Here is a 17,342-nt window from a genome sequence, read left to right as displayed (position 1 = left end):
TCTAGCCATGGCAACCGAATTGGGCCCGACGCCGGTCAAGTCACCGGCGTCGGGCGGTACCCCGGTCCACCACGGCCCTAAGGGCGTGGGCGAGGACAACAAGATCCTGAGCCAGGGCAAATGGGCTTCCTGGCTCCTAGCCCCCACCATCATTGCCCTGGCGATCGTGATCGTTTACCCGATCATCAGTGCAATCGTGATGTCCTTCCAGAAGGATGCCGGCCTGGATCCCGTGACAGGGCTGTTCACGGCCGGCGGTCCCGCGGGCGTGCAGAACTACGTCAACTGGATCGCGCAGCAGTGTGCGGCTCCCGGCGGCGGAACTGTCGCCTGTCCGCCAGGAACGCTCGGTGCACAGTTCTGGTCGGCAACGGCCACCACGTTCCTCTTCACTGTCATCACGGTGACGTTCGAGACCATCCTTGGCTTCTGGATGGCCATGATCATGGCCCGCACGTTCAAGGGCCGGAGCCTCGTCCGCGCAGCCGTCCTGGTGCCGTGGGCCATCCCCACCGCAGTCACCGCCCAGCTGTGGCTGTTCATCTTCGCCTTCGAGGGCATCGCCAACAAGATGTTCAACGCCAGCATCCTCTGGACCGGCAGTGAATGGCCGGCCAAATGGGCAGTGATCATTGCCGATACGTGGAAAACCACGCCCTTCATGGCGCTGCTGATCCTCGCCGGCCTGCAGATGATACCGGCCGAGGTCTACGAAGCGGCCAAGGTGGACGGCGCCACTGCCTGGCAGCGGTTCCGGCTGATCACGCTTCCGCTGGTCAAGCCTGCACTAATGGTTGCCGTCCTGTTCCGGACGCTGGACGCTTTGCGCATGTTCGACCTGCCCTACATCCTGACGGGCGGTGCGAACAACACCACCACGCTGTCCATCCTGGTGATCAACCAAATCAGGCAAGGGTTCAACGCGGCCGCGGCGCTATCCACCATCACGTTCATCATCATCTTCATCGTCGCCTTCATTTTCGTCCGCTTCCTGGGCGCCAATGTTGTCGAACAAAGCGGCGCCACGGGTAAGGGGAAGAAATGAGCACCGGGACAGCCCTCCGTGCCGAACAGGACAGGGGCCGCAAGGCCTCCCAGAACCGGGAAAAATGGGCACAGGCACGCACCTACATCAGCGCCGCCGTGATCCTTATCTGGTGCCTGGCGCCCGCCTACTGGATGGTGGTGACGGCGTTCAGGGAAGTGGGCTTTACCTACGACACCTCGCTGCTGCCGACCCACGTCACGCTGGACAACTTCATCACCGCCTTCGACACCTCGTTTGGCAACAGGTTCGGCCAGGCTCTGCTGAACAGCATTTTCATCGGCATCACGGTGACAGTCATCTCGCTGCTGATCGGTGTGTTCGCCGCTTACGCCCTGGCGCGCCTGAACTTCCGATTCAAGTACCTGGTGCTGGGCTTCATCCTGGGGGCTTCCATGTTCCCCGGCGTTGCCCTCATCACCCCGCTCTTCCAGCTCTTCACCAACATCGGCTGGATGGGCACCTACCAGGCACTGATCATCCCGAACATCTCGTTCGTGCTTCCGCTGACCGTGTACACCATGACGTCCTTCTTCCGCGAAATGCCGTGGGAGCTGGAGGAATCGGCCCGCGTGGACGGCTGCACCCAAGGCCAGGCGTTCCGGAAGGTCATCATGCCGCTGGCGGCACCGGCCATCTTCACCACGGCCATCCTGGCGTTCATTTCCTCCTGGAATGAGTTCCTGATCGCCAGCCAGCTGTCCAGCGACGCGACCCAGCCGGTCACGGTGGCCATCGCAAGCTTCGCCGGGGCACAACCGAACCAGATTCCGTACACGGCCATCATGGCCGCCGGAACCATCGTCACCATTCCCTTGGTGATCCTGGTCCTGGTCTTCCAGCGCAAGATTGTTGCCGGCCTCACCGCCGGCGCCGTCAAGTGATCCGTCAAGAGGCAGGCACAACTGTGGGCGGGGAACAGAACCACGGACGGGTCCGCAGCGAACACCGCCGGGCCCGCTCCGGGGAAGATTTCGACATCATCATCGGATTCCTGGGGTTCTGGGCCGTCGTCCTGCTGGTGGTCACCGTCTGGATGGAGGTGACCGCCCAGCCGGCCCTCGGCTGGGCGCTGGGCCTGCTGGCCACGCTGCTGGCGCTGTACGGGATGGTGCGGGTTCGCCGCCGGCTGCCCGCCAGGACCGCTACGCGTAAGAAGTAGGAGCTGACCAAGAGCTCAACGGCTGAGCGGAATAAACTGGTTTGTTGCCGCAGAACACCAGGTAGCAAGTTTCTGCGGACAGCTGACAAGGGGAAATACCGTGGCACGCACAACTGACAGGGCTCAACGGGGCGGCCATTCCGGCGTCAGCATTGAGGATGTCGCCGCAGCAGCCGGGGTTTCCACTGCGACAGTCTCGCGCGCGGTCCGCGGGCTGCCCAGGGTTTCACCGGCCACCCGGGAAAAGATTCTCGAGGTGGCCGGTGCCTTGGGCTACGTGGCCTCCTCGTCCGCCTCGGGCCTGGCCACCGGGCGGACCAAGACCATCGGCGTGCTGGCACCGTTCGTGAGCCGCTGGTTCTTCTCCAAGGCTATCGAGGGCGCGGACCGGGAGTTGCACGCCCGCCAGTACAACCTCTCGCTGTTCAACCTCGGCGGGCACGGCAGCAACCGCGAACGGCTCTTCAGCAAGACCATGGTCTACAAGCAGATCGATGCCCTCCTGGTGCTTTGTATGGCACTGACCCACGAGGAAATCGAACACCTGCAAAAAATCGACATTCCCTTGGTGGTGGTCGGCGGCCACGTCGAGGAGTGCCCCTACATCGGCATCGACGACTACGCCGCGGCGTCCACCGCCGTGCGGCACCTGATCAGCCTGGGACACAAGGACATCGCCCTCCTGCACGGCGACGACGAAACGGACCTCAACTTCGACGTTCCCCGCGTCCGCATCAAGGCTTTCCAGGACGTTATGGCCGGATCCGGGCTGACGGTACGGCCGGAATGGGATGAGTGGGGCGACTTCACGGTCCGCAGCGGCCAGGACGCATTCACTAGGATGTGGGCCCGGCCCGGCCCGAAACCCACTGCCATCTTCTGCGCGTCGGACGAGATGGCCATGGGCGTGATCTTCGAAGCCTACAAAGTGGGGGTCAGGGTACCGGAGGACCTGTCCGTCATCGGGATCGACGATCACGATTTCTCGGACGCAATGGGGCTGACCACCGTGCGGCAGCGTCCTGACGAACAGGCTGAACTCGGCACCAAGATGCTGCTGGATGAGCTGGACGGTGCCATCGGTTCGGTCCACTCAACGGTGGCACCGCACCAGCTGATCGTCAGGAGAACGACGGCGCCGCCCCCCTCCGCGGAAACGTCGGCTAGCCGCCTGGTCTAGGACGCGCGGGCGAGTTGCCTGATGGGAATCCAGCGCGAGGCCAGCCGGCGGTAAGCCGCAGCGGCCCCGGTCATGTCCCCTTCCGCCAGGCATTCGATGCCCAGGCGCACGTCCATCGGTGAATCGTCCGGATACACCTTGTCCGCAACGGCGCCGTAGTCCAGCTCCACCACGGAACCGGGGTGGAAGAGTTCCAGCCACTCGGTGAGCTGGGTCATGTCGTCCAGCATGTCCAGGTCGGGGGCGGCCAGCGCCAGGTTGGCCACGGCATACCGGACCCGTTCCAGGGCTTCTCCGATCCGTGCCCAGACCCGGACCGTGACGATCCGTCCGCCGGACTCCACCACGTCCTGGGGGTCGGATTCCTGGAAGAGCGAGAACCAGCTGAACGGGATGCCCCATGTGGAGGCGCGGGTGTGGACGCGGGTGGAGCCCTCGCGGGCCTTCACGAGGTCAATGCGTTCCTGGTGCTTGTCCCGCTGCTCCTCCGGAATCAGCAGCTCGGCCAGGGGGCCGTGAATGCCTTCCATGAGGGCGTTGGCGGCAAGCCCCGCCCGGAGCACCAGCTGGCTGGGGCAGTACAGCAGCGCCGGCCCGTTGTCGTCGGCACCGGGGTCGACGGCGGAACCCGGCCCGCCGTCGTCGGACGTCCCGGCAGCATCCGGCGCGCCGAAAGATGCACGCCTGCTCGGCTGCTCAGGCTCGGCGGGAGCCGGAACGACCCGCACCAGATCCGTCCGACCCGTGGGGAAGGGGTCTCCGCCGGGGCGCGTGATCCGGCCGAGGGAGGCCTGCAGCTCCGCGTTTTCCACGGCAGCACGGGACACCGTCCTGGCACCCGCGGCGTGCAGCGCGGCGCGCCGTTCCTCCGGGAAGGCGGAGAGCGGCTCGTAGATCCGCAGGGCGGAGGAGAACGGCAGTCCGGCCTGGCCCCGGTACAGGTTGCCCGTCATCGCGGACCCATCAGTCGGTCAGCTCCACGATGACCGGCGCGTGGTCCGACGCGCCCTTGCCCTTGCGCTCCTCGCGGTCGATGGACGCCCCGGTGACCCGGGAGGCCAGTGCGGGGGAGGCGAGGACGAAGTCGATCCGCATGCCTTCCTTCTTGGGGAAGCGGAGCTGCGTGTAGTCCCAGTAGGTGTAGACGCCGGGGCCGGGGGTGTGCGGGCGGACGACGTCAGTGAATCCGGCCTCTTCGAAGGCGTGGAACGCGGCGCGTTCGGGTTCGCTGACGTGGGTCATTGCGTTGGCACGGAAGAAATCGATGTCCCAGACGTCGTCGTCCTGCGGTGCGATGTTCCAGTCGCCCATCAGGGCAATCTGCGCGTCGGGTTTTTCGGTGACCCAGGTCAGGGCGTGGGTCTTCAGCATGTCCAGCCAGCTGAGCTTGTAGGGCATGTGCTCGTCGTCGAGTGACCGGCCGTTGGGGACGTAGAGGCTCCACACCCGGACGCCGCCGCACGTGGCGCCGATGGCACGGGCCTCCTGGACGGGGTCCTTGCCGTTCTTGCCGAAGACCGGCTGGTCCAGGAAAGAGCGCTCCACATCCTCGAGGCCCACGCGGGAGATGATGGCCACGCCGTTCCACTGGTTCACGCCAAAGTGCGCCACCTCATAGCCCATGCGCTCAAAAAGCTCCCACGGGAAGTTGTCGTCCTTGCACTTGGTTTCCTGGATGGCCAGGACGTCACAGTCACTGCGCTGCAGCCAGGCCTCCACACGGTCGGCACGGGCACGGAGGGAGTTCACATTCCAGGTAGCAATCTTCACAGTTCCTAACTTACCGAACTTGGGCGCCTGGCATCTGTCCAGCACAGCGGTTCGCCGCCGTCATGACCCTATTTCGCCAGGGAAGCGCGCAGACACGCCGGTTTTCGCGGCGGGTATGCGAACAGAAGCCAGTTAAGAAGGTCACGACGGCGGCGCTTGGGAACAGACGCCGGTCACCTCCAGCACCCTCGCCAGCGCTCTGGAATTTAGTAGGAAGTCCGAGTATATTCAGCAGCAAGGATGATGTAGGTCACATGCAAAGGAGCATTCCGCCATGGTTCGCGAGCTTTCCCATTATGTAGACGGACAGCGGGTAGAAGGCACCTCCGGGCGCTTCAGCGACGTCTACGATCCGTGCACGGGCGAGGTCCAGGCGAGGCTGCCGCTGGCCAGCGCCGAAGAGGTCCGCAATGTCATCGCCAGCGCGGAGAAGGCCCAGGAGGCGTGGGGTGCCATGAACCCCCAGCGCCGCGGCCGGATCCTGCTGAAGTTCGTGGACCTGGTGAACGAGCACCTGGACGAGCTCGCCGCCCTGCTGTCGTCCGAGCACGGCAAAACCCTGCCGGACGCGAAAGGCGACATCCAGCGCGGCATCGAGGTGGTGGAATTCTCCGCCGGCGCCCCGCACCTGCTCAAGGGTGAGTTCTCCGACGACGCAGGGTCCGGCATCGACGTCCACTCCATGCGCCAGCCCCTGGGAGTGGTGGCCGGCATTACCCCGTTCAACTTCCCCGCGATGATTCCGCTCTGGAAGTCCGGCCCGGCCCTCGCCGCGGGCAACGCGTTCATCCTGAAGCCCTCGGAACGGGACCCGTCCGTGCCGCTGCGGCTGGCCGAGCTGTTCACCGAAGCCGGCGTGCCGGACGGCGTCTTCAACGTGGTCAACGGGGACAAGGAAGCAGTGGATGCGCTGCTCGAGGACGAGCGGGTCAAGGCCATCGGCTTTGTGGGCTCCACGCCGATCGCCCAGTACATCTACGCCACGGCGGCCAGCCACGGTAAGCGCGCCCAGTGCTTCGGCGGGGCCAAGAACCACATGGTGATCATGCCGGATGCGGACCTGGACATGGCCGTGGACGCGCTGATGGGCGCGGGCTACGGATCCGCCGGTGAACGCTGCATGGCCATTTCCGTGGCGGTCCCCGTGGGCAAGGACACCGCCAATGCCCTGGTTTCCAAGTTGGAGGAACGCGTGAAGCACCTCAGGGTGGGACACAGCCTGGACAAGGATTCGGACTTCGGGCCGGTGGTGGCGGCGTCAGCCAAGGAACGGATCGAAGGTTACATCCAGTCGGGCGTCGATGAGGGCGCAACCCTCGTGGCGGACGGCCGCGGCCTCACTGTTGACGGCTACGACGGCGGGTTCTGGGTGGGCCCCACGCTCTTCGACAACGTCACCAAGGACATGAAGATCTACAAAGAGGAGATCTTCGGCCCGGTGCTCAGCGTGCTGCGCGCCGCCGACTACGACGAAGCCCTCCGGCTCTGCAGCGAGCACGAGTTCGGCAACGGAGTGGCCATCTTCACGCGCGACGGCGACGCCGCCCGTGACTTCGCCAGCCGCGTGCAGGTGGGTATGGTGGGCATCAACGTGCCCATCCCGGTGCCGATCGCCTACTACACGTTCGGCGGCTGGAAGGCCTCCGGCTTCGGGGACCTCAACCAGCATGGCGCCGATGCGTTCCGCTTCTACACCAAGACCAAGACCGTGACCAGCCGCTGGCCCTCCGGCATCCGCCAAGGCGCCAGCTACGTGATGCCGGAAGGCAGCTGATGAGCGCAGAACCTACCGCAGGTACGAACACAGCAAGCCCCACTGACGACGTGCTGTTTGAGCGGCGCGGCCACCTCGGCGTCATCACGCTGAACCGGCCCAAGGCCGTGAACGCCCTCACCGCCGGCATGGCCGCCGCCATGCTGGAGCGGCTCGCCGACTGGGCGGACGACGACGGCGTGGCCACCGTATTGGTGCGCGGCTCCGGAGAGCGGGGGCTGTGCGCCGGCGGCGACATCGTGGCCATCTACGAGGACATGCTGACCGGCGGTGATTCCACGGCGGACTTCTGGCGCACCGAGTACCAGCTCAACGCGCTGATCGCCGGGTACCCCAAGCCGTATGTCGCCTTCATGGACGGCCTGGTGCTGGGCGGCGGCGTGGGGATCTCGGCGCACGGTTCCGTGCGTGTGGTCACCGAACGCACCCGCACGGGCATGCCGGAGACCACCATTGGATTTGTGCCCGACGTCGGCGGCACCCTGCTGCTGTCCCGCTCGCCGGGGGAGGCGGGCACCCACGCGGCCCTCACAGGCGCCCACCTGAGCGGAGCGGACGCCCTCTTCCTGGGCCTGGCGGACCACTTCGTGGCGTCCGAAAGCCTGCCCGCGCTGGCGGCCGCGCTGGAAACCGAAACGGCGGAAGCCGCCGTCGGACGCTTCACCGGAAAGCCGCCGGCTTCGGCGCTGGCCGGGCAACGGCACTGGATCGACGCCTGCTACCCCGGTGACGACGCCGAGGAGATCCTCCGCCGGCTTCGCGCCTTTGACGGAGGCGCTTCCGGCGGGCCCGCGGACGCCGCCGACGCCATCGAATCGAAGTCTCCCACCGCCGTGAAAGTGGCGTTGGAATCGCTCCGCCGCGCCAAGGGCCTGACCCTGGAGCAGGCCCTGGAGCAGGAGTACCGCGTGGGCCTGCGGTTCCTGGCGGGACCGGACTTCCGCGAAGGCATCCGTGCGCAGGTGGTGGACAAGGACCGCAACCCGCAGTGGAAGCCCGCCAGCCTGCACGAGGTCTCCGCCGCCGACGTCGGGATGTTCTTCGAGCCGCTGGGGGAGCGGGAGCTCAATCTGCAGTCAAAGGAGGCCGACAATGTCTGAAGCACCCGCAATGCCTGAAACAGCAGAACCCGGAGAATCCGGAGGAAAAGTGCACGTGGCGTTCCTCGGCTTGGGGCACATGGGCGGTCCCATGGCCGTCAACCTCGTCAAGGCCGGGTACACGGTGGCGGGTTTCGACGTTGTGCCCGCAGCGCTGGACGCGGCCCGGGAGCACGGGATTCCCACCGTGGCAACGCCCGCCGAAGCTGTTGCCGGTGCCGACGTGGTGCTCACCATGTTCCCCAGCGGCCAGCACGTCCTTGACGCCTACCGCGGAAAGGACGGCCAGCCCGGGCTGCTGGACGCTGCCGGGCCGGACACCATGTTCCTGGACTGCTCCACCATCAACGTGGACGAGGCACGGGAGGCGTCCGCGCTCGCCGTGGCCGCCGGCCACCGGGCAGTGGACGCTCCCGTCTCCGGCGGCGTGGTGGGGGCCGAAGCCGGAACCCTGACATTCATGGTGGGCGCCCTGCCCGAAGACTTCGAAGCCGTGCGGCCCCTGCTCGAAGTGATGGGCAAGCGCGTGGTCCACTGCGGCGCCCACGGCGCTGGCCAGGCCGCCAAGGTCTGCAACAACCTGATTCTGGGCGTCTCGATGATCGCGGTCAGCGAGGCGTTTGTGCTCGGCGAGAAGCTGGGGCTGACGCACCAGGCCCTGTTCGACGTGGCGTCCGCGGCGTCGGGTCAGTGCTGGGCGCTCACCACCAACTGCCCGGTCCCGGGACCCGTGCCCACCAGTCCGGCCAACCGGGACTACCAGCCGGGCTTTGCCGGGGCACTGATGGCGAAGGACCTCAAGCTGGCCCTCAATGCGCTGCAGAGCACCGGAGTGGCCGCCCGGATGGGGCCGCTGGCATCGGAGATCTACGATACGTTTGCGGCGGAGGGCGGCGCGGGCCGTGACTTCTCCGGCATCATCACGGACATCCGGGACAAGTCGTCGCACTAGAGGCAGCAGCATTCGAAGCAGAACCACGTGAGGAGTCAGGCATGACGGAACAGTACGGGAACATTCTGGTGGAGCGGCGCGGACGCGTGGGGCTGGTGACGCTGAACCGGCCCGAAGCGCTGAATGCGCTGAACAAAGCCACCATGGATGAACTCGTGGCTGCCGTCACGGCCATGGACGCGGACCCCGAAGTGGGCGCCGTGGTGGTCACCGGGTCCGGCAAGGCGTTTGCCGCCGGCGCGGACATCAAGGAGATGGCCGCCCAGGGCTACATGGACATGTACGCCGCGGACTGGTTCCGCGGCTGGGAGGACTTCACCAGGCTGCGCATCCCCGTGGTGGCGGCCGTCTCCGGCTTCGCCCTGGGCGGCGGCTGCGAGCTGGCCATGATGTGCGATTTCATCATCGCCGGGGACAATGCCAAGTTCGGGCAGCCGGAGATCAACCTGGGCGTCCTGCCGGGCATGGGCGGATCACAGCGTCTGACCCGGGCCGTGGGCAAGTCCAAGGCCATGGACCTGATCCTTACCGGACGGTTCATGGATGCCGAGGAGGCCGAACGCGCCGGACTGGTGTCCAGGGTGGTGCCCGCCGCTGATGTCGTGGAAGAGGCCCTCAAAGCTGCCGAGGTGATCGCCTCCAAGTCGAAGCCGGTGGCGATGGTTGCCAAGGAAGCGGTCAACGCCGCGTTTGAAACAGGCCTGGCGCAGGGCGTGCTTTTCGAACGGCGGATCTTCCACTCGCTGTTCGCCACCGAGGACCAGAAGGAAGGCATGGCCGCGTTCACGGAGAAGCGGCAGCCGGAATTCAAGCACCGCTAAGGAGTCCGGCCCTAAGGCCGCGGCGCCCGGCGGTGGGCGCGGAGCACTGAATCCGTGACGGTGACGGAGCCGCCGTCAGCGTCCGGCACCGAGCGCCGGCGCGCTTCGCAGACGTCGATTTCCCACTCGTCCGGATCCAGCCCGGCGGCAATTTCCTCCGGGGTGAAGAGGAGACCGGGCTCGCTGGGGCGGCGGATGCCGGCCTCAAGGTCGGAGGGATGATGGCCCACGATCAGGAGGGTCCCGCCGGGGGCCACCGACGCCGCGAGCCGGTGATACAGCTCGGTCCGCTGGGCCAGGGGCAGGTGCATGAACTGGGCGGATACGAGGTCGAACGTGCCCCCCGGCGGGGGCGATGCGGTGAGGTCATTGTGGGCCCAGGTGATCCGCCCGGCCGCCTCCGCATCCTGCGACGCCCTTTCGGCTGCCCGCCCCAACGCCACCGAGGAGATGTCCACGGCCGTCACCCTCCAGCCTTGGCGTGCCAGCCAGATGGCATCGGCGCCCTCGCCGCTGCCGACGTCCAGGGCCGAGCCCGGACGGAGCCCGGCAGCCTCGGCCAGCAGGTTCGGGTTCGGGTTGCGGCTCCACACCGAACCGTGCTGGCGGTAGCGCTCATCCCAGAACGACTCGTCAAACTTCATCCGTGGTCTCTCCTCGCTGCCCGTGCTTCAGGTCCCGGCAGCGTGCCGTCAGGGACGGCCCACGCTAAGCCGTGACTATGCCACGATACGCCGAGAGAGCGTCCTCAAGTTCCTCCGCCCTCAGGTTGGAGTTGATGACGACGCTGATAGGCGCAGCTAAGCCGCGCTGATGCCGAACAGCCCGATGATCAGGCCCATGACCACCAGGGTGACCAGTTCGTGCGCGCAATTCAGGACGGTTAGCCCCGCCGGGCGGCCCTCGAAGGCGTCGTGCGTAATGAAGCGGGCGGCGGTGAACCCGGCCCAGAGGATGACGGCGGTGATGAGCGTGTTGGCCAGGAAGTTGCCGCCGTAGAAGTGCTGGGAGAGGGCGGCCGATCCGGCCAGCACCAGGGCGCTCACGAAGCTGACCACCAGCGTGATCAGGATGGGCTTGACCGCGTCCTTCGCCTCGCCGCTGGGGGATACTTTGGCGACCTTCATCCAGTAGTTGCCGAAAACTTTCGGGGTGTACCAGACCGAGCCCACCACCATGCTGGAAAGGGTGGCCAGCAGTACGGCCCAGATGTTGATTTCCGGAATCATTGCGCTCTCCTCAGGTCCAGCTTCAGGTCCAGTCCTCCGCAGTCTAGGGCTGGCCGCTGCATTGTTCGCGGCAACACGGTGGTCAGTCGGCGAAGTCGCCGGCGTTCCGGCGGAATTTCCCCAGGATCCGGATCAGCTGGTCCACGTCCTGGCTGGCGAAACCGGACTGGGCGAACACCTCGGAGTTGAGTGCCGCCGTCGCAGTTTTGGCCAGGGTGCGTCCCTCGGCGGTGAGTTCGATCAGGGTGGTGCGGCCGTCCGTAGGATGCGGGGAGCGGACCACCAGGCCGGCGTCCTGGAGGCGGTCGACGGCGTTGGTCACCGACGTGGGATGGACCTGCAGGAGCGCACTCGCCTTGTTCATGGGCAGTGCGCCGCTGCGGGCGAAACTCAGCAGCGCCAGGAGTTCGTAGCGGGCGAAGGTCAGGCCGAAGGGCTTGAGGACGCCCTCGATCCGGGCCAGCAGGATCTGCTGCGTGCGCATGATGGCCGTGATGGCGGCCATCGGCGCGGCAACGTCACCCCAGCCGTGCCGTTCCCAGTTGCGCTGGGCGTCGGCAATGGGATCGCGCGGGAGCGGGTTTCCCATGGCACCTCCTGACATTTGGGTTGCTCCAGCCTAGCTTTTCAAACCCGGGAAATCCGCCTCCGAGTACTCGATGCCCAGGCCCTCCGGCAAAGGTCCGCTGCCGTGCCGGAGCTCTTCGCTGTGCCGGAGTTCCACACGCCGGATCTTGCCGGAGATGGTCTTCGGAAGGTCCGCAAATTCGAGCCGCCGGATGCGTTTGAACGGAGCCAGATGCTCGCGGCAGTACCGCAGGATTTCCTCCGCGAGTTCGGGACCGGGCTGGTGCCCGGCGGCCAGGACCACAAACGCCTTCGGCACGGACAGCTTGAGCGGATCGGGGGAGGGGACGACGGCGGCCTCAGCCACCGCCGGGTGTTCGATCAGGACGCTTTCCAGCTCGAAGGGCGAGAGGCGGTAGTCGGAGGATTTGAACACGTCATCGCCGCGGCCGACGTAGGTGATGATGCCGCGCTCGTCCCTGCTGGCCATGTCACCCGTGTGGTAATAGCCGTCCCGGAAGGCGTCCGCGGTCTTCTCGGCGTCGCCGTAGTACGCCTTCATCAGCCCCACGGGACGGGGGTCCAGGCGGAGGCAAAGCTCGCCGTCGTCGGCCTCTTCCCCTGTCGCGGGGTCAACCAGCACCACGTCGTAGCCGGGGAGCGGCTTGCCCATGGCGCCGATCTTGATCGGCTGGCCGGGGGTGTTGGCGATCTGCACGGTGGATTCGGTCTGGCCGAAGCCGTCGCGGATGGTCTGGCCCCAGGCGCGCTGCACTTGGTCGATCACCTCGGCGTTGAGCGGTTCCCCGGCGGACACCACCTTGGTGGGCGGGTTCTTGAGGACGGTGAGATCGGCCTGGATGAGCATGCGCCACACGGTGGGCGGGGCGCAGAAACTGGTCACTCTCTCCCGGTCCATCTGTTCCATGAGGGCCTTGGCGTCGAACCGGCTGTAGTTGTAGATGAAGACGCAGGCCTCGGCGATCCAGGGCGTGAACACGTTGGACCACGCGTGTTTGGCCCAACCGGGTGAGGCGACGTTGAGGTGCACGTCCCCGGGTTCCAGCCCGATCCAGAACATGGTGGAGAGGTGGCCCACGGGGTACGAGGTGTGCGTGTGCTCCACGAGTTTGGCCCTGGACGTGGTCCCGGACGTGAAATAGAGAAGCAGGGTTTCGTCCGCCTTGGTGGGGGCGTCCGGGGTAAAGCCGCCCGGGGCGCCGGCTGCCTCTGTGTACTGGGCGGCGCCGGCCGCCGGTTCGGCGGCGGGAACTGCGGCAGGGCCGCCGTCGGCGATCTCGATCAGTCTGTAGTTCCCCGGAACGTCGGCAAACTTGCCGATGTTGGAGCTTCCGACGGCGGCCCAGCCCGCCTCACCGCGCTCCACCCGGTCCGTCAGGTCCGCCGGGCCCATCAGGGTGGTGGTGGGAATCATGACGATTCCCAGCTTAATGCCGGCCAGCATCAGTTCCCAGAGCTCCACCTGGTTGCCCAGCATGATGATCATGCGGTCGCCGCGGCGGACCCCCTGGCTGCGGAGCCAGTTGGCCACCTGGTTGGAGCGCTCGGACAGCTCCGCGAAGGTTCGCCGCGTGGCGCTGCCGTCCTGCTCCACGATGACCAGGGCGGGCTTTGCGGCCTTGCCGGGGTCCGCGGCGATCCGGTCGAACCAGTCGAGGGCGAAGTTGAACTCGTCAAAGCGGGGCCACTGGAATTCACTCCGTGCCTGGCCGTACTCCTCGCGCAGGGCCAGCAGCCTGTCCCTCGCGGCCCGGAAGTCGTCGGTGACTGTCATGGGGGCCCTTTCGCCTAGTGATCCACATCACTGTGCAATATACTAGGACATCCAAGGGTTTGGAAGGGCCGCCACGACGGTGTGGACGGCGGACGACGAAGGGATACATGCCCGTGCAGACACAGGGACGTGCCAGCGGATCGCCGGAAACCGCGGAGCCCGGGGCACCTGAGGGACCGACTGACCGGCGGCCGGAGCTGCCGCCGTTCCCGGACGCGGACCTTATGTACATCGTGGACCTGCTGCCCGCGGGGGAGCGTTCGCGCTATCTGGAGGTGCGGGACTTCCTGCAGTCCCGCATCCGCGCCGCGTCCATCGAGTACTGGAACCGCGAGGAGTTTCCGTTCGGCCTCTTGGCTGAAATGGGGAAATACGGGCTGGGCGGGCTGCAGACGGACGGGACGTCGGCGCTTTTCAAGGGCCTGATGTACGTGGAAGTGGCCCGAGCGGACGTTTCCCTTTCCGCCCTGGTGGGGATCCACAACGAGCTGATCGTCGGGATGATCGACGAGCTCGGTTCGGAGGAGCAGAAGCAGCGCTGGCTTCCTGGGCTGACAGCCTTCACCCAGCTGGGGGCCTTCGCTCTCACGGAGCCGGACCACGGATCGGACATTGCCGGCGGCCTCGAAACCTCGGCCCGGCTCGAGGGCGGCGAATGGGTGATCAACGGCACCAAGCGATGGATCGGCGCCGGAACCATTGCGGATTTCGCGCTGGTCTGGGCCCGGGACGAGGCCGACCGGCAGATCAAGGGCTTCATCGTGGAGACGGACCGGCCCGGCTACTCGGCCACGAAAATCTCCAACAAAATCGGCCTCCGGATCATGCAAAACGCGGACATCCGGCTGGACGACGTGCGTATCCCCGAAACGAACATGCTGCCGGGCGCCACGGACTTTTCCAAAGCCAACGACCTCCTCCGCGACTCGCGCGCCTGGGTGGGCTGGCAAGGTGCCGGAATCCAGCTGGCCGCGTTCGACGTCGCCCGGGCCCATGCGCTGGAACGGAAACAGTTCGGCAGGGAACTGGCGAGGTTCCAGCTGGTCCAGCAGCAGCTGGCCGAAATTTTGGGCAACGCCAGCGCCTCCCTGGCACTCATGGCGCAGCTGGCCCGGATCCAGCAGGACGGGAAGTTGGAGATGGTGCAGGCCGCGATGGCGAAGTCCACCACCACGCGGCTGGCGCGGGCCTCGGTGGCCATGGGGAGGTCGCTGATGGGCGGCAACGGCATCAGCAGCGACTACGAGATGGGCAAGCTCTTTGGCGACGCGGAAATTCTCTATACGTACGAGGGCAGCTACGAGATCAACTCGCTGATCGTGGCACGTGCCGTGACAGGAAAGTCGGCGTTCGTCTGACGGGAGTCCTGGAACTGAGTGAGGCCGGGCCGGATGGAATCCCGGGCCGGTTTTTCGGGCTTGAGCTTGGCTCAGTAGGGTGGCCGGATGGATATCACGTGGGTGTTTGTACTCATCCTTCTGGTCATGTTTTTCGGCACCATCAGCGTCGTCGGCGCACTGAACCGGATCGCTACGGCCACCGAAGCCTCCGCTGCCCATCTCGAGGCCCTCGCCAGGGCGGCTGACGTCCCAGCCGGCTCCTAGGCGATCCGGTGGACCCCGTAGCTGATGCTGAACGGGGCGCCTGGTTGCACGCGCTCCTCGATCCCACTGCGCGGGACATGCACTGTGTTGTGCCGCACGGCTATCCCGCCTATGCCCGGGTGTTCCATCCGGCAACGCGGGACAGGCCAGCCGGCACGTTGTCGTGGCACAGGCAGGACCGGTCATTGCTCGTCGAGATGGACACCGAACCGGTGGCGTGGTCAACCGTGGCCGCCACGTTCGGCAAAACCATGCACCCCTTGGCGCAGTTCCACCGCCTTGTCGGTCCGCCGTCCGGAACGTACGGCGAAATCCTCGACGCTGACGGGTGGCGGTACTCCGAACCGCAACAGGGAAACCTTGATGTGGACGTCTTGGCAGCGGCTGCGGCCCTCCTGTGCCGCCATACAGCGACTCCCGGTGCCGGGATGGCTGCCGTCTGGGAAGGGTGGGGCGGCCTCACCAGTGCGGCGGGATATGCGCAGTTGACCTTCGGTGGGCCGGACGGCGAGGCCGGAGCCGAGGCCTGGAGCCGGGCCGAAAGCCCGGGAACGGGGCTGCTGCCGGCGAGCGTGGTTGACGGTCCAAGACTCGAACTGCCCGGCCGTGGCCATTTCCTGTTTTCGGCCGGACCTGGCGTGTTCGCGGATCCTGCTTGGACCCTCACCGCGCCATGGCACCACGACCCGCGCTGGCCGCAATCGCCGAGCCTCCTCTGGCCTGAGGACAGGTCCTGGGTGCTGGTCACGGAGATCGATTTTGATTCGACAGTGGTGGCCGGAAGCTCAGCCCTGATCGCGGAACTGGTACGCGCCCCGGGTGTTGAAGCCCTGCAGATCAGTGAGGGGGCGTGCCTCACCTGGGACGCTGACGGGCTCAACCAGCCCGGTGCTTAGCGCCGCGCCCGAGTGAAACGGCTCTGCTCTTGCTAGTCCTGGCCGTTTTCGTAGTGGAGCAATACCACTCCGTTGCCGAAGGTCCGGGTTCCGGCGAGCTTGAGGTTCATCCTGATGTCCGGTGACTCGAACAGCGGCCGTCCCTGGCCCAGCACCACGGGGTGGACGTAGAGCCGGTATTCGTCGATCAGGCCGTGCCGCATGAACGTGGCGGCCAGGTTGGCGCCGCCCACGGCGAGGTCGCCGCCGGGCTGCGCCTTCAGTTCCATGATTTCTTCAGGCACGACGTCGCGCATCACCTTGGTGTTCCATTCCGCCGTCGTGAGGGTCCGGGAAAAGACGAACTTGGGCATGTCACGCCAGATCCCGGCGAACTCGGCCATGGCCGCCGGGCTGTCGGGATCCTGGTCCGCCGTGGGCCAGAAATCGGCCATCAGCTCGTAAGTGATCCGTCCGTCCATGAACCCGCCCATCGCCCTGCACTCATCGTTGAAGTGTTGGTGCAGCTCCTCGTCCACGAGGTGCCAGCTGATGTCGCGGTCCAAACCTTCAAAGAATCCGTCAAGGGACACTGACATCATCAGGATGATCTTTCGCATGGCTACCTCCGTGGCTGGGCCGGCATCGGGGCGGGGCCGCCGTCGTAAGTTCCAGTGAATCACTCAAGGATTCGTTGGAACAGGACATGATCCTGCCAGGAGCCGGCAATCTTCAGGTAGGACGGCGCAAGGCGGATCTCTGCGAACCCGGCGCGCGTCAGTAGTTTCCGGGACTTCCTGGCCTGCCGCATGCAGGGCGAGTTTGCAGTCGATGGCGGCGCGCTGGCCGGCGGGCGTGAAGAACTCCTCAGCTCGGTAGCTGGCCGGCCAGCGGGCCACTGGGTCCTTCGTCCCTTACGCCGCGGCCGGCTGAGGATCAGAGTTGACTCAGGGGCAACTGCTGGGGGCGACCCCCCAAGTGATTCATCCGCTGAAGGAGGGGCCATGAGAATCGAATCCTGGATTTTCGGAGGCTTGGCTATATTCTTCGTACCCGTCGGCGTGGTCTACGGCCTGGTAACGGGTTGGACCGAGCCGGTGGGCTTCCTTGCGTTATGGCTGGTCGGTGGCCTGGCCGGGCTGATCGGGGGCTACCTGGGGTACACCGGCCGACGGATAGGGCTGCGTCCCGAGGACCGTCAAGACGCGGAGATCCACGAGGGTGCCGGGGAGCAGGGCCAATTCAGCCCCTGGAGCTGGTGGCCGATCGCAGTTGGCCTTTCCGCCGCCGGAGGGTTCCTGGGGCTGGCGCTCGGATTCTGGCTCATCTACCTCAGCGCCGGGTTCGCCCTGATTGCACTCATTGGCTGGGTCTTCGAGTACAGCCGCGGCGATCACGCCCACTGAGGTCAAGAATTCCCCAAGGTGAGGGTACGAATCTGTCCCTATCTGAAGGCTCCGGTCGGATG

The 17,342-nt window shown here is 66.2% G+C and carries 19 protein-coding genes and 1 pseudogene; 12 read left to right on the top strand and 8 right to left on the bottom strand.

Annotation, left to right across the window (positions count from 1 at the left end):
* Positions 1-7 precede the first annotated feature (7 nt).
* The 4 genes from J2S97_RS07705 to J2S97_RS07690 all read left to right on the top strand — a co-directional run bounded on the left by J2S97_RS07705 (position 8) and on the right by J2S97_RS07690 (position 3,387).
* The gene (locus tag J2S97_RS07705) at positions 8-1,045 is read left to right on the top strand and encodes a carbohydrate ABC transporter permease (protein ID WP_307048103.1); all 1,038 of its coding nucleotides are present in this window, start codon (positions 8-10) and stop codon (positions 1,043-1,045) included.
* Entirely contained in the window at positions 1,042-1,929 is an 888-nt protein-coding gene (locus tag J2S97_RS07700) for a carbohydrate ABC transporter permease (protein ID WP_307048102.1), read from the top strand. Before J2S97_RS07705 ends, J2S97_RS07700 begins: the two co-directional genes overlap by 4 nt.
* Positions 1,930-1,952: 23 nt before the next feature.
* Positions 1,953-2,207 (top strand): hypothetical protein, encoded by a 255-nt coding sequence (locus J2S97_RS07695; RefSeq protein WP_307048101.1) that lies wholly within the window; start codon positions 1,953-1,955, stop codon positions 2,205-2,207.
* Positions 2,208-2,307: 100 nt separating this feature from the next.
* On the top strand, positions 2,308-3,387 hold the full coding sequence (locus J2S97_RS07690) for a LacI family DNA-binding transcriptional regulator (protein ID WP_307048100.1): 1,080 nt from the start codon (positions 2,308-2,310) through the stop codon (positions 3,385-3,387).
* Here the strand turns inward: J2S97_RS07690 and J2S97_RS07685 are convergent.
* Complete coding sequence (locus tag J2S97_RS07685) at positions 3,384-4,340, bottom strand: hypothetical protein (RefSeq protein ID WP_307048099.1); 957 nt, start codon at positions 4,338-4,340, stop codon at positions 3,384-3,386. The genes J2S97_RS07690 and J2S97_RS07685 overlap by 4 nt on opposite strands.
* A gap of 10 nt (positions 4,341-4,350) precedes the next feature.
* Positions 4,351-5,157 (bottom strand): exodeoxyribonuclease III, encoded by an 807-nt coding sequence (locus J2S97_RS07680; RefSeq protein ID WP_307048098.1) that lies wholly within the window; start codon positions 5,155-5,157, stop codon positions 4,351-4,353.
* 274 nt (positions 5,158-5,431) lie between these two features.
* Between J2S97_RS07680 and J2S97_RS07675 the strand changes: the two genes are divergently transcribed.
* Genes J2S97_RS07675 through J2S97_RS07660 form a run of 4 tightly spaced genes read left to right on the top strand, consistent with a single transcriptional unit; the run spans position 5,432 to position 9,804 of the window.
* Positions 5,432-6,931 carry a CoA-acylating methylmalonate-semialdehyde dehydrogenase gene (locus tag J2S97_RS07675; RefSeq protein WP_307048097.1) on the top strand — a complete coding sequence of 500 codons (1,500 nt, stop codon included), beginning with the start codon at positions 5,432-5,434 and terminating at the stop codon, positions 6,929-6,931.
* Positions 6,931-8,031, top strand: coding sequence for an enoyl-CoA hydratase/isomerase family protein (locus tag J2S97_RS07670; RefSeq protein ID WP_307048096.1), 1,101 nt, complete (start codon positions 6,931-6,933; stop codon positions 8,029-8,031). The genes J2S97_RS07675 and J2S97_RS07670 overlap by 1 nt, the downstream gene beginning before the upstream one ends.
* Before the next feature lie 10 nt (positions 8,032-8,041).
* Entirely contained in the window at positions 8,042-8,983 is a 942-nt protein-coding gene (gene mmsB / locus J2S97_RS07665; protein ID WP_307048574.1) for a 3-hydroxyisobutyrate dehydrogenase, read from the top strand.
* A 41-nt stretch (positions 8,984-9,024) separates the two neighbouring features.
* Positions 9,025-9,804 carry an enoyl-CoA hydratase gene (locus J2S97_RS07660; RefSeq protein ID WP_307048095.1) on the top strand — a complete coding sequence of 260 codons (780 nt, stop codon included), beginning with the start codon at positions 9,025-9,027 and terminating at the stop codon, positions 9,802-9,804.
* 11 nt (positions 9,805-9,815) lie between these two features.
* Here J2S97_RS07660 and J2S97_RS07655 read toward each other — a convergent pair whose 3' ends face one another.
* The 4 genes from J2S97_RS07655 to J2S97_RS07640 form a co-directional block, all read right to left on the bottom strand.
* Positions 9,816-10,448 (bottom strand): SAM-dependent methyltransferase, encoded by a 633-nt coding sequence (locus tag J2S97_RS07655; RefSeq protein ID WP_307048094.1) that lies wholly within the window; start codon positions 10,446-10,448, stop codon positions 9,816-9,818.
* Positions 10,449-10,604: 156 nt separating this feature from the next.
* Positions 10,605-11,033, bottom strand: a complete 429-nt coding sequence (locus tag J2S97_RS07650) for a DUF1761 domain-containing protein (RefSeq protein ID WP_307048093.1) — start codon at positions 11,031-11,033, stop codon at positions 10,605-10,607.
* A gap of 82 nt (positions 11,034-11,115) precedes the next feature.
* A complete protein-coding gene (locus tag J2S97_RS07645) occupies positions 11,116-11,622 on the bottom strand; it encodes a MarR family winged helix-turn-helix transcriptional regulator (RefSeq protein WP_307048092.1) in 507 nt (168 codons plus the stop codon).
* A gap of 30 nt (positions 11,623-11,652) precedes the next feature.
* Positions 11,653-13,395 carry an AMP-binding protein gene (locus J2S97_RS07640; RefSeq protein ID WP_307048091.1) on the bottom strand — a complete coding sequence of 581 codons (1,743 nt, stop codon included), beginning with the start codon at positions 13,393-13,395 and terminating at the stop codon, positions 11,653-11,655.
* A gap of 224 nt (positions 13,396-13,619) precedes the next feature.
* On the opposite strand from J2S97_RS07640, the gene J2S97_RS07635 reads away from it, so the two are divergent.
* From J2S97_RS07635 to J2S97_RS07625, 3 genes are all read left to right on the top strand, one after another.
* Positions 13,620-14,753, top strand: coding sequence for an acyl-CoA dehydrogenase family protein (locus J2S97_RS07635; protein WP_307048572.1), 1,134 nt, complete (start codon positions 13,620-13,622; stop codon positions 14,751-14,753).
* 87 nt (positions 14,754-14,840) lie between these two features.
* Positions 14,841-14,999 carry a hypothetical protein gene (locus tag J2S97_RS07630; RefSeq protein ID WP_307048090.1) on the top strand — a complete coding sequence of 53 codons (159 nt, stop codon included), beginning with the start codon at positions 14,841-14,843 and terminating at the stop codon, positions 14,997-14,999.
* Between the two features lie 8 nt (positions 15,000-15,007).
* Positions 15,008-15,895 (top strand): hypothetical protein, encoded by an 888-nt coding sequence (locus tag J2S97_RS07625; RefSeq protein ID WP_307048089.1) that lies wholly within the window; start codon positions 15,008-15,010, stop codon positions 15,893-15,895.
* Positions 15,896-15,927: 32 nt separating this feature from the next.
* On the opposite strand, the gene J2S97_RS07620 is transcribed toward J2S97_RS07625, so the two are convergent.
* Both J2S97_RS07620 and J2S97_RS07615 read right to left on the bottom strand, forming a co-directional pair.
* A complete protein-coding gene (locus J2S97_RS07620; protein ID WP_307048088.1) occupies positions 15,928-16,494 on the bottom strand; it encodes a dihydrofolate reductase family protein in 567 nt (188 codons plus the stop codon).
* A gap of 59 nt (positions 16,495-16,553) precedes the next feature.
* Positions 16,554-16,667 (bottom strand): annotated as a pseudogene (locus tag J2S97_RS07615) (GNAT family N-acetyltransferase); the annotation flags it as partial.
* Between the two features lie 211 nt (positions 16,668-16,878).
* Here J2S97_RS07615 and J2S97_RS07610 point away from each other — a divergent pair.
* Positions 16,879-17,280 carry a cytochrome c oxidase subunit 4 gene (locus J2S97_RS07610; RefSeq protein ID WP_307048087.1) on the top strand — a complete coding sequence of 134 codons (402 nt, stop codon included), beginning with the start codon at positions 16,879-16,881 and terminating at the stop codon, positions 17,278-17,280.
* Positions 17,281-17,342: the final 62 nt, after the last annotated feature.

Origin of the sequence: Arthrobacter oryzae (assembly GCF_030812315.1) — a bacterium.
Taxonomy (GTDB): Bacteria; Actinomycetota; Actinomycetes; order Actinomycetales; family Micrococcaceae; genus Arthrobacter; species Arthrobacter oryzae_B.
The sequence above is the reverse complement of the archived record's forward strand: the minus strand, read 5'-3'. Positions and strand labels throughout refer to the sequence as shown.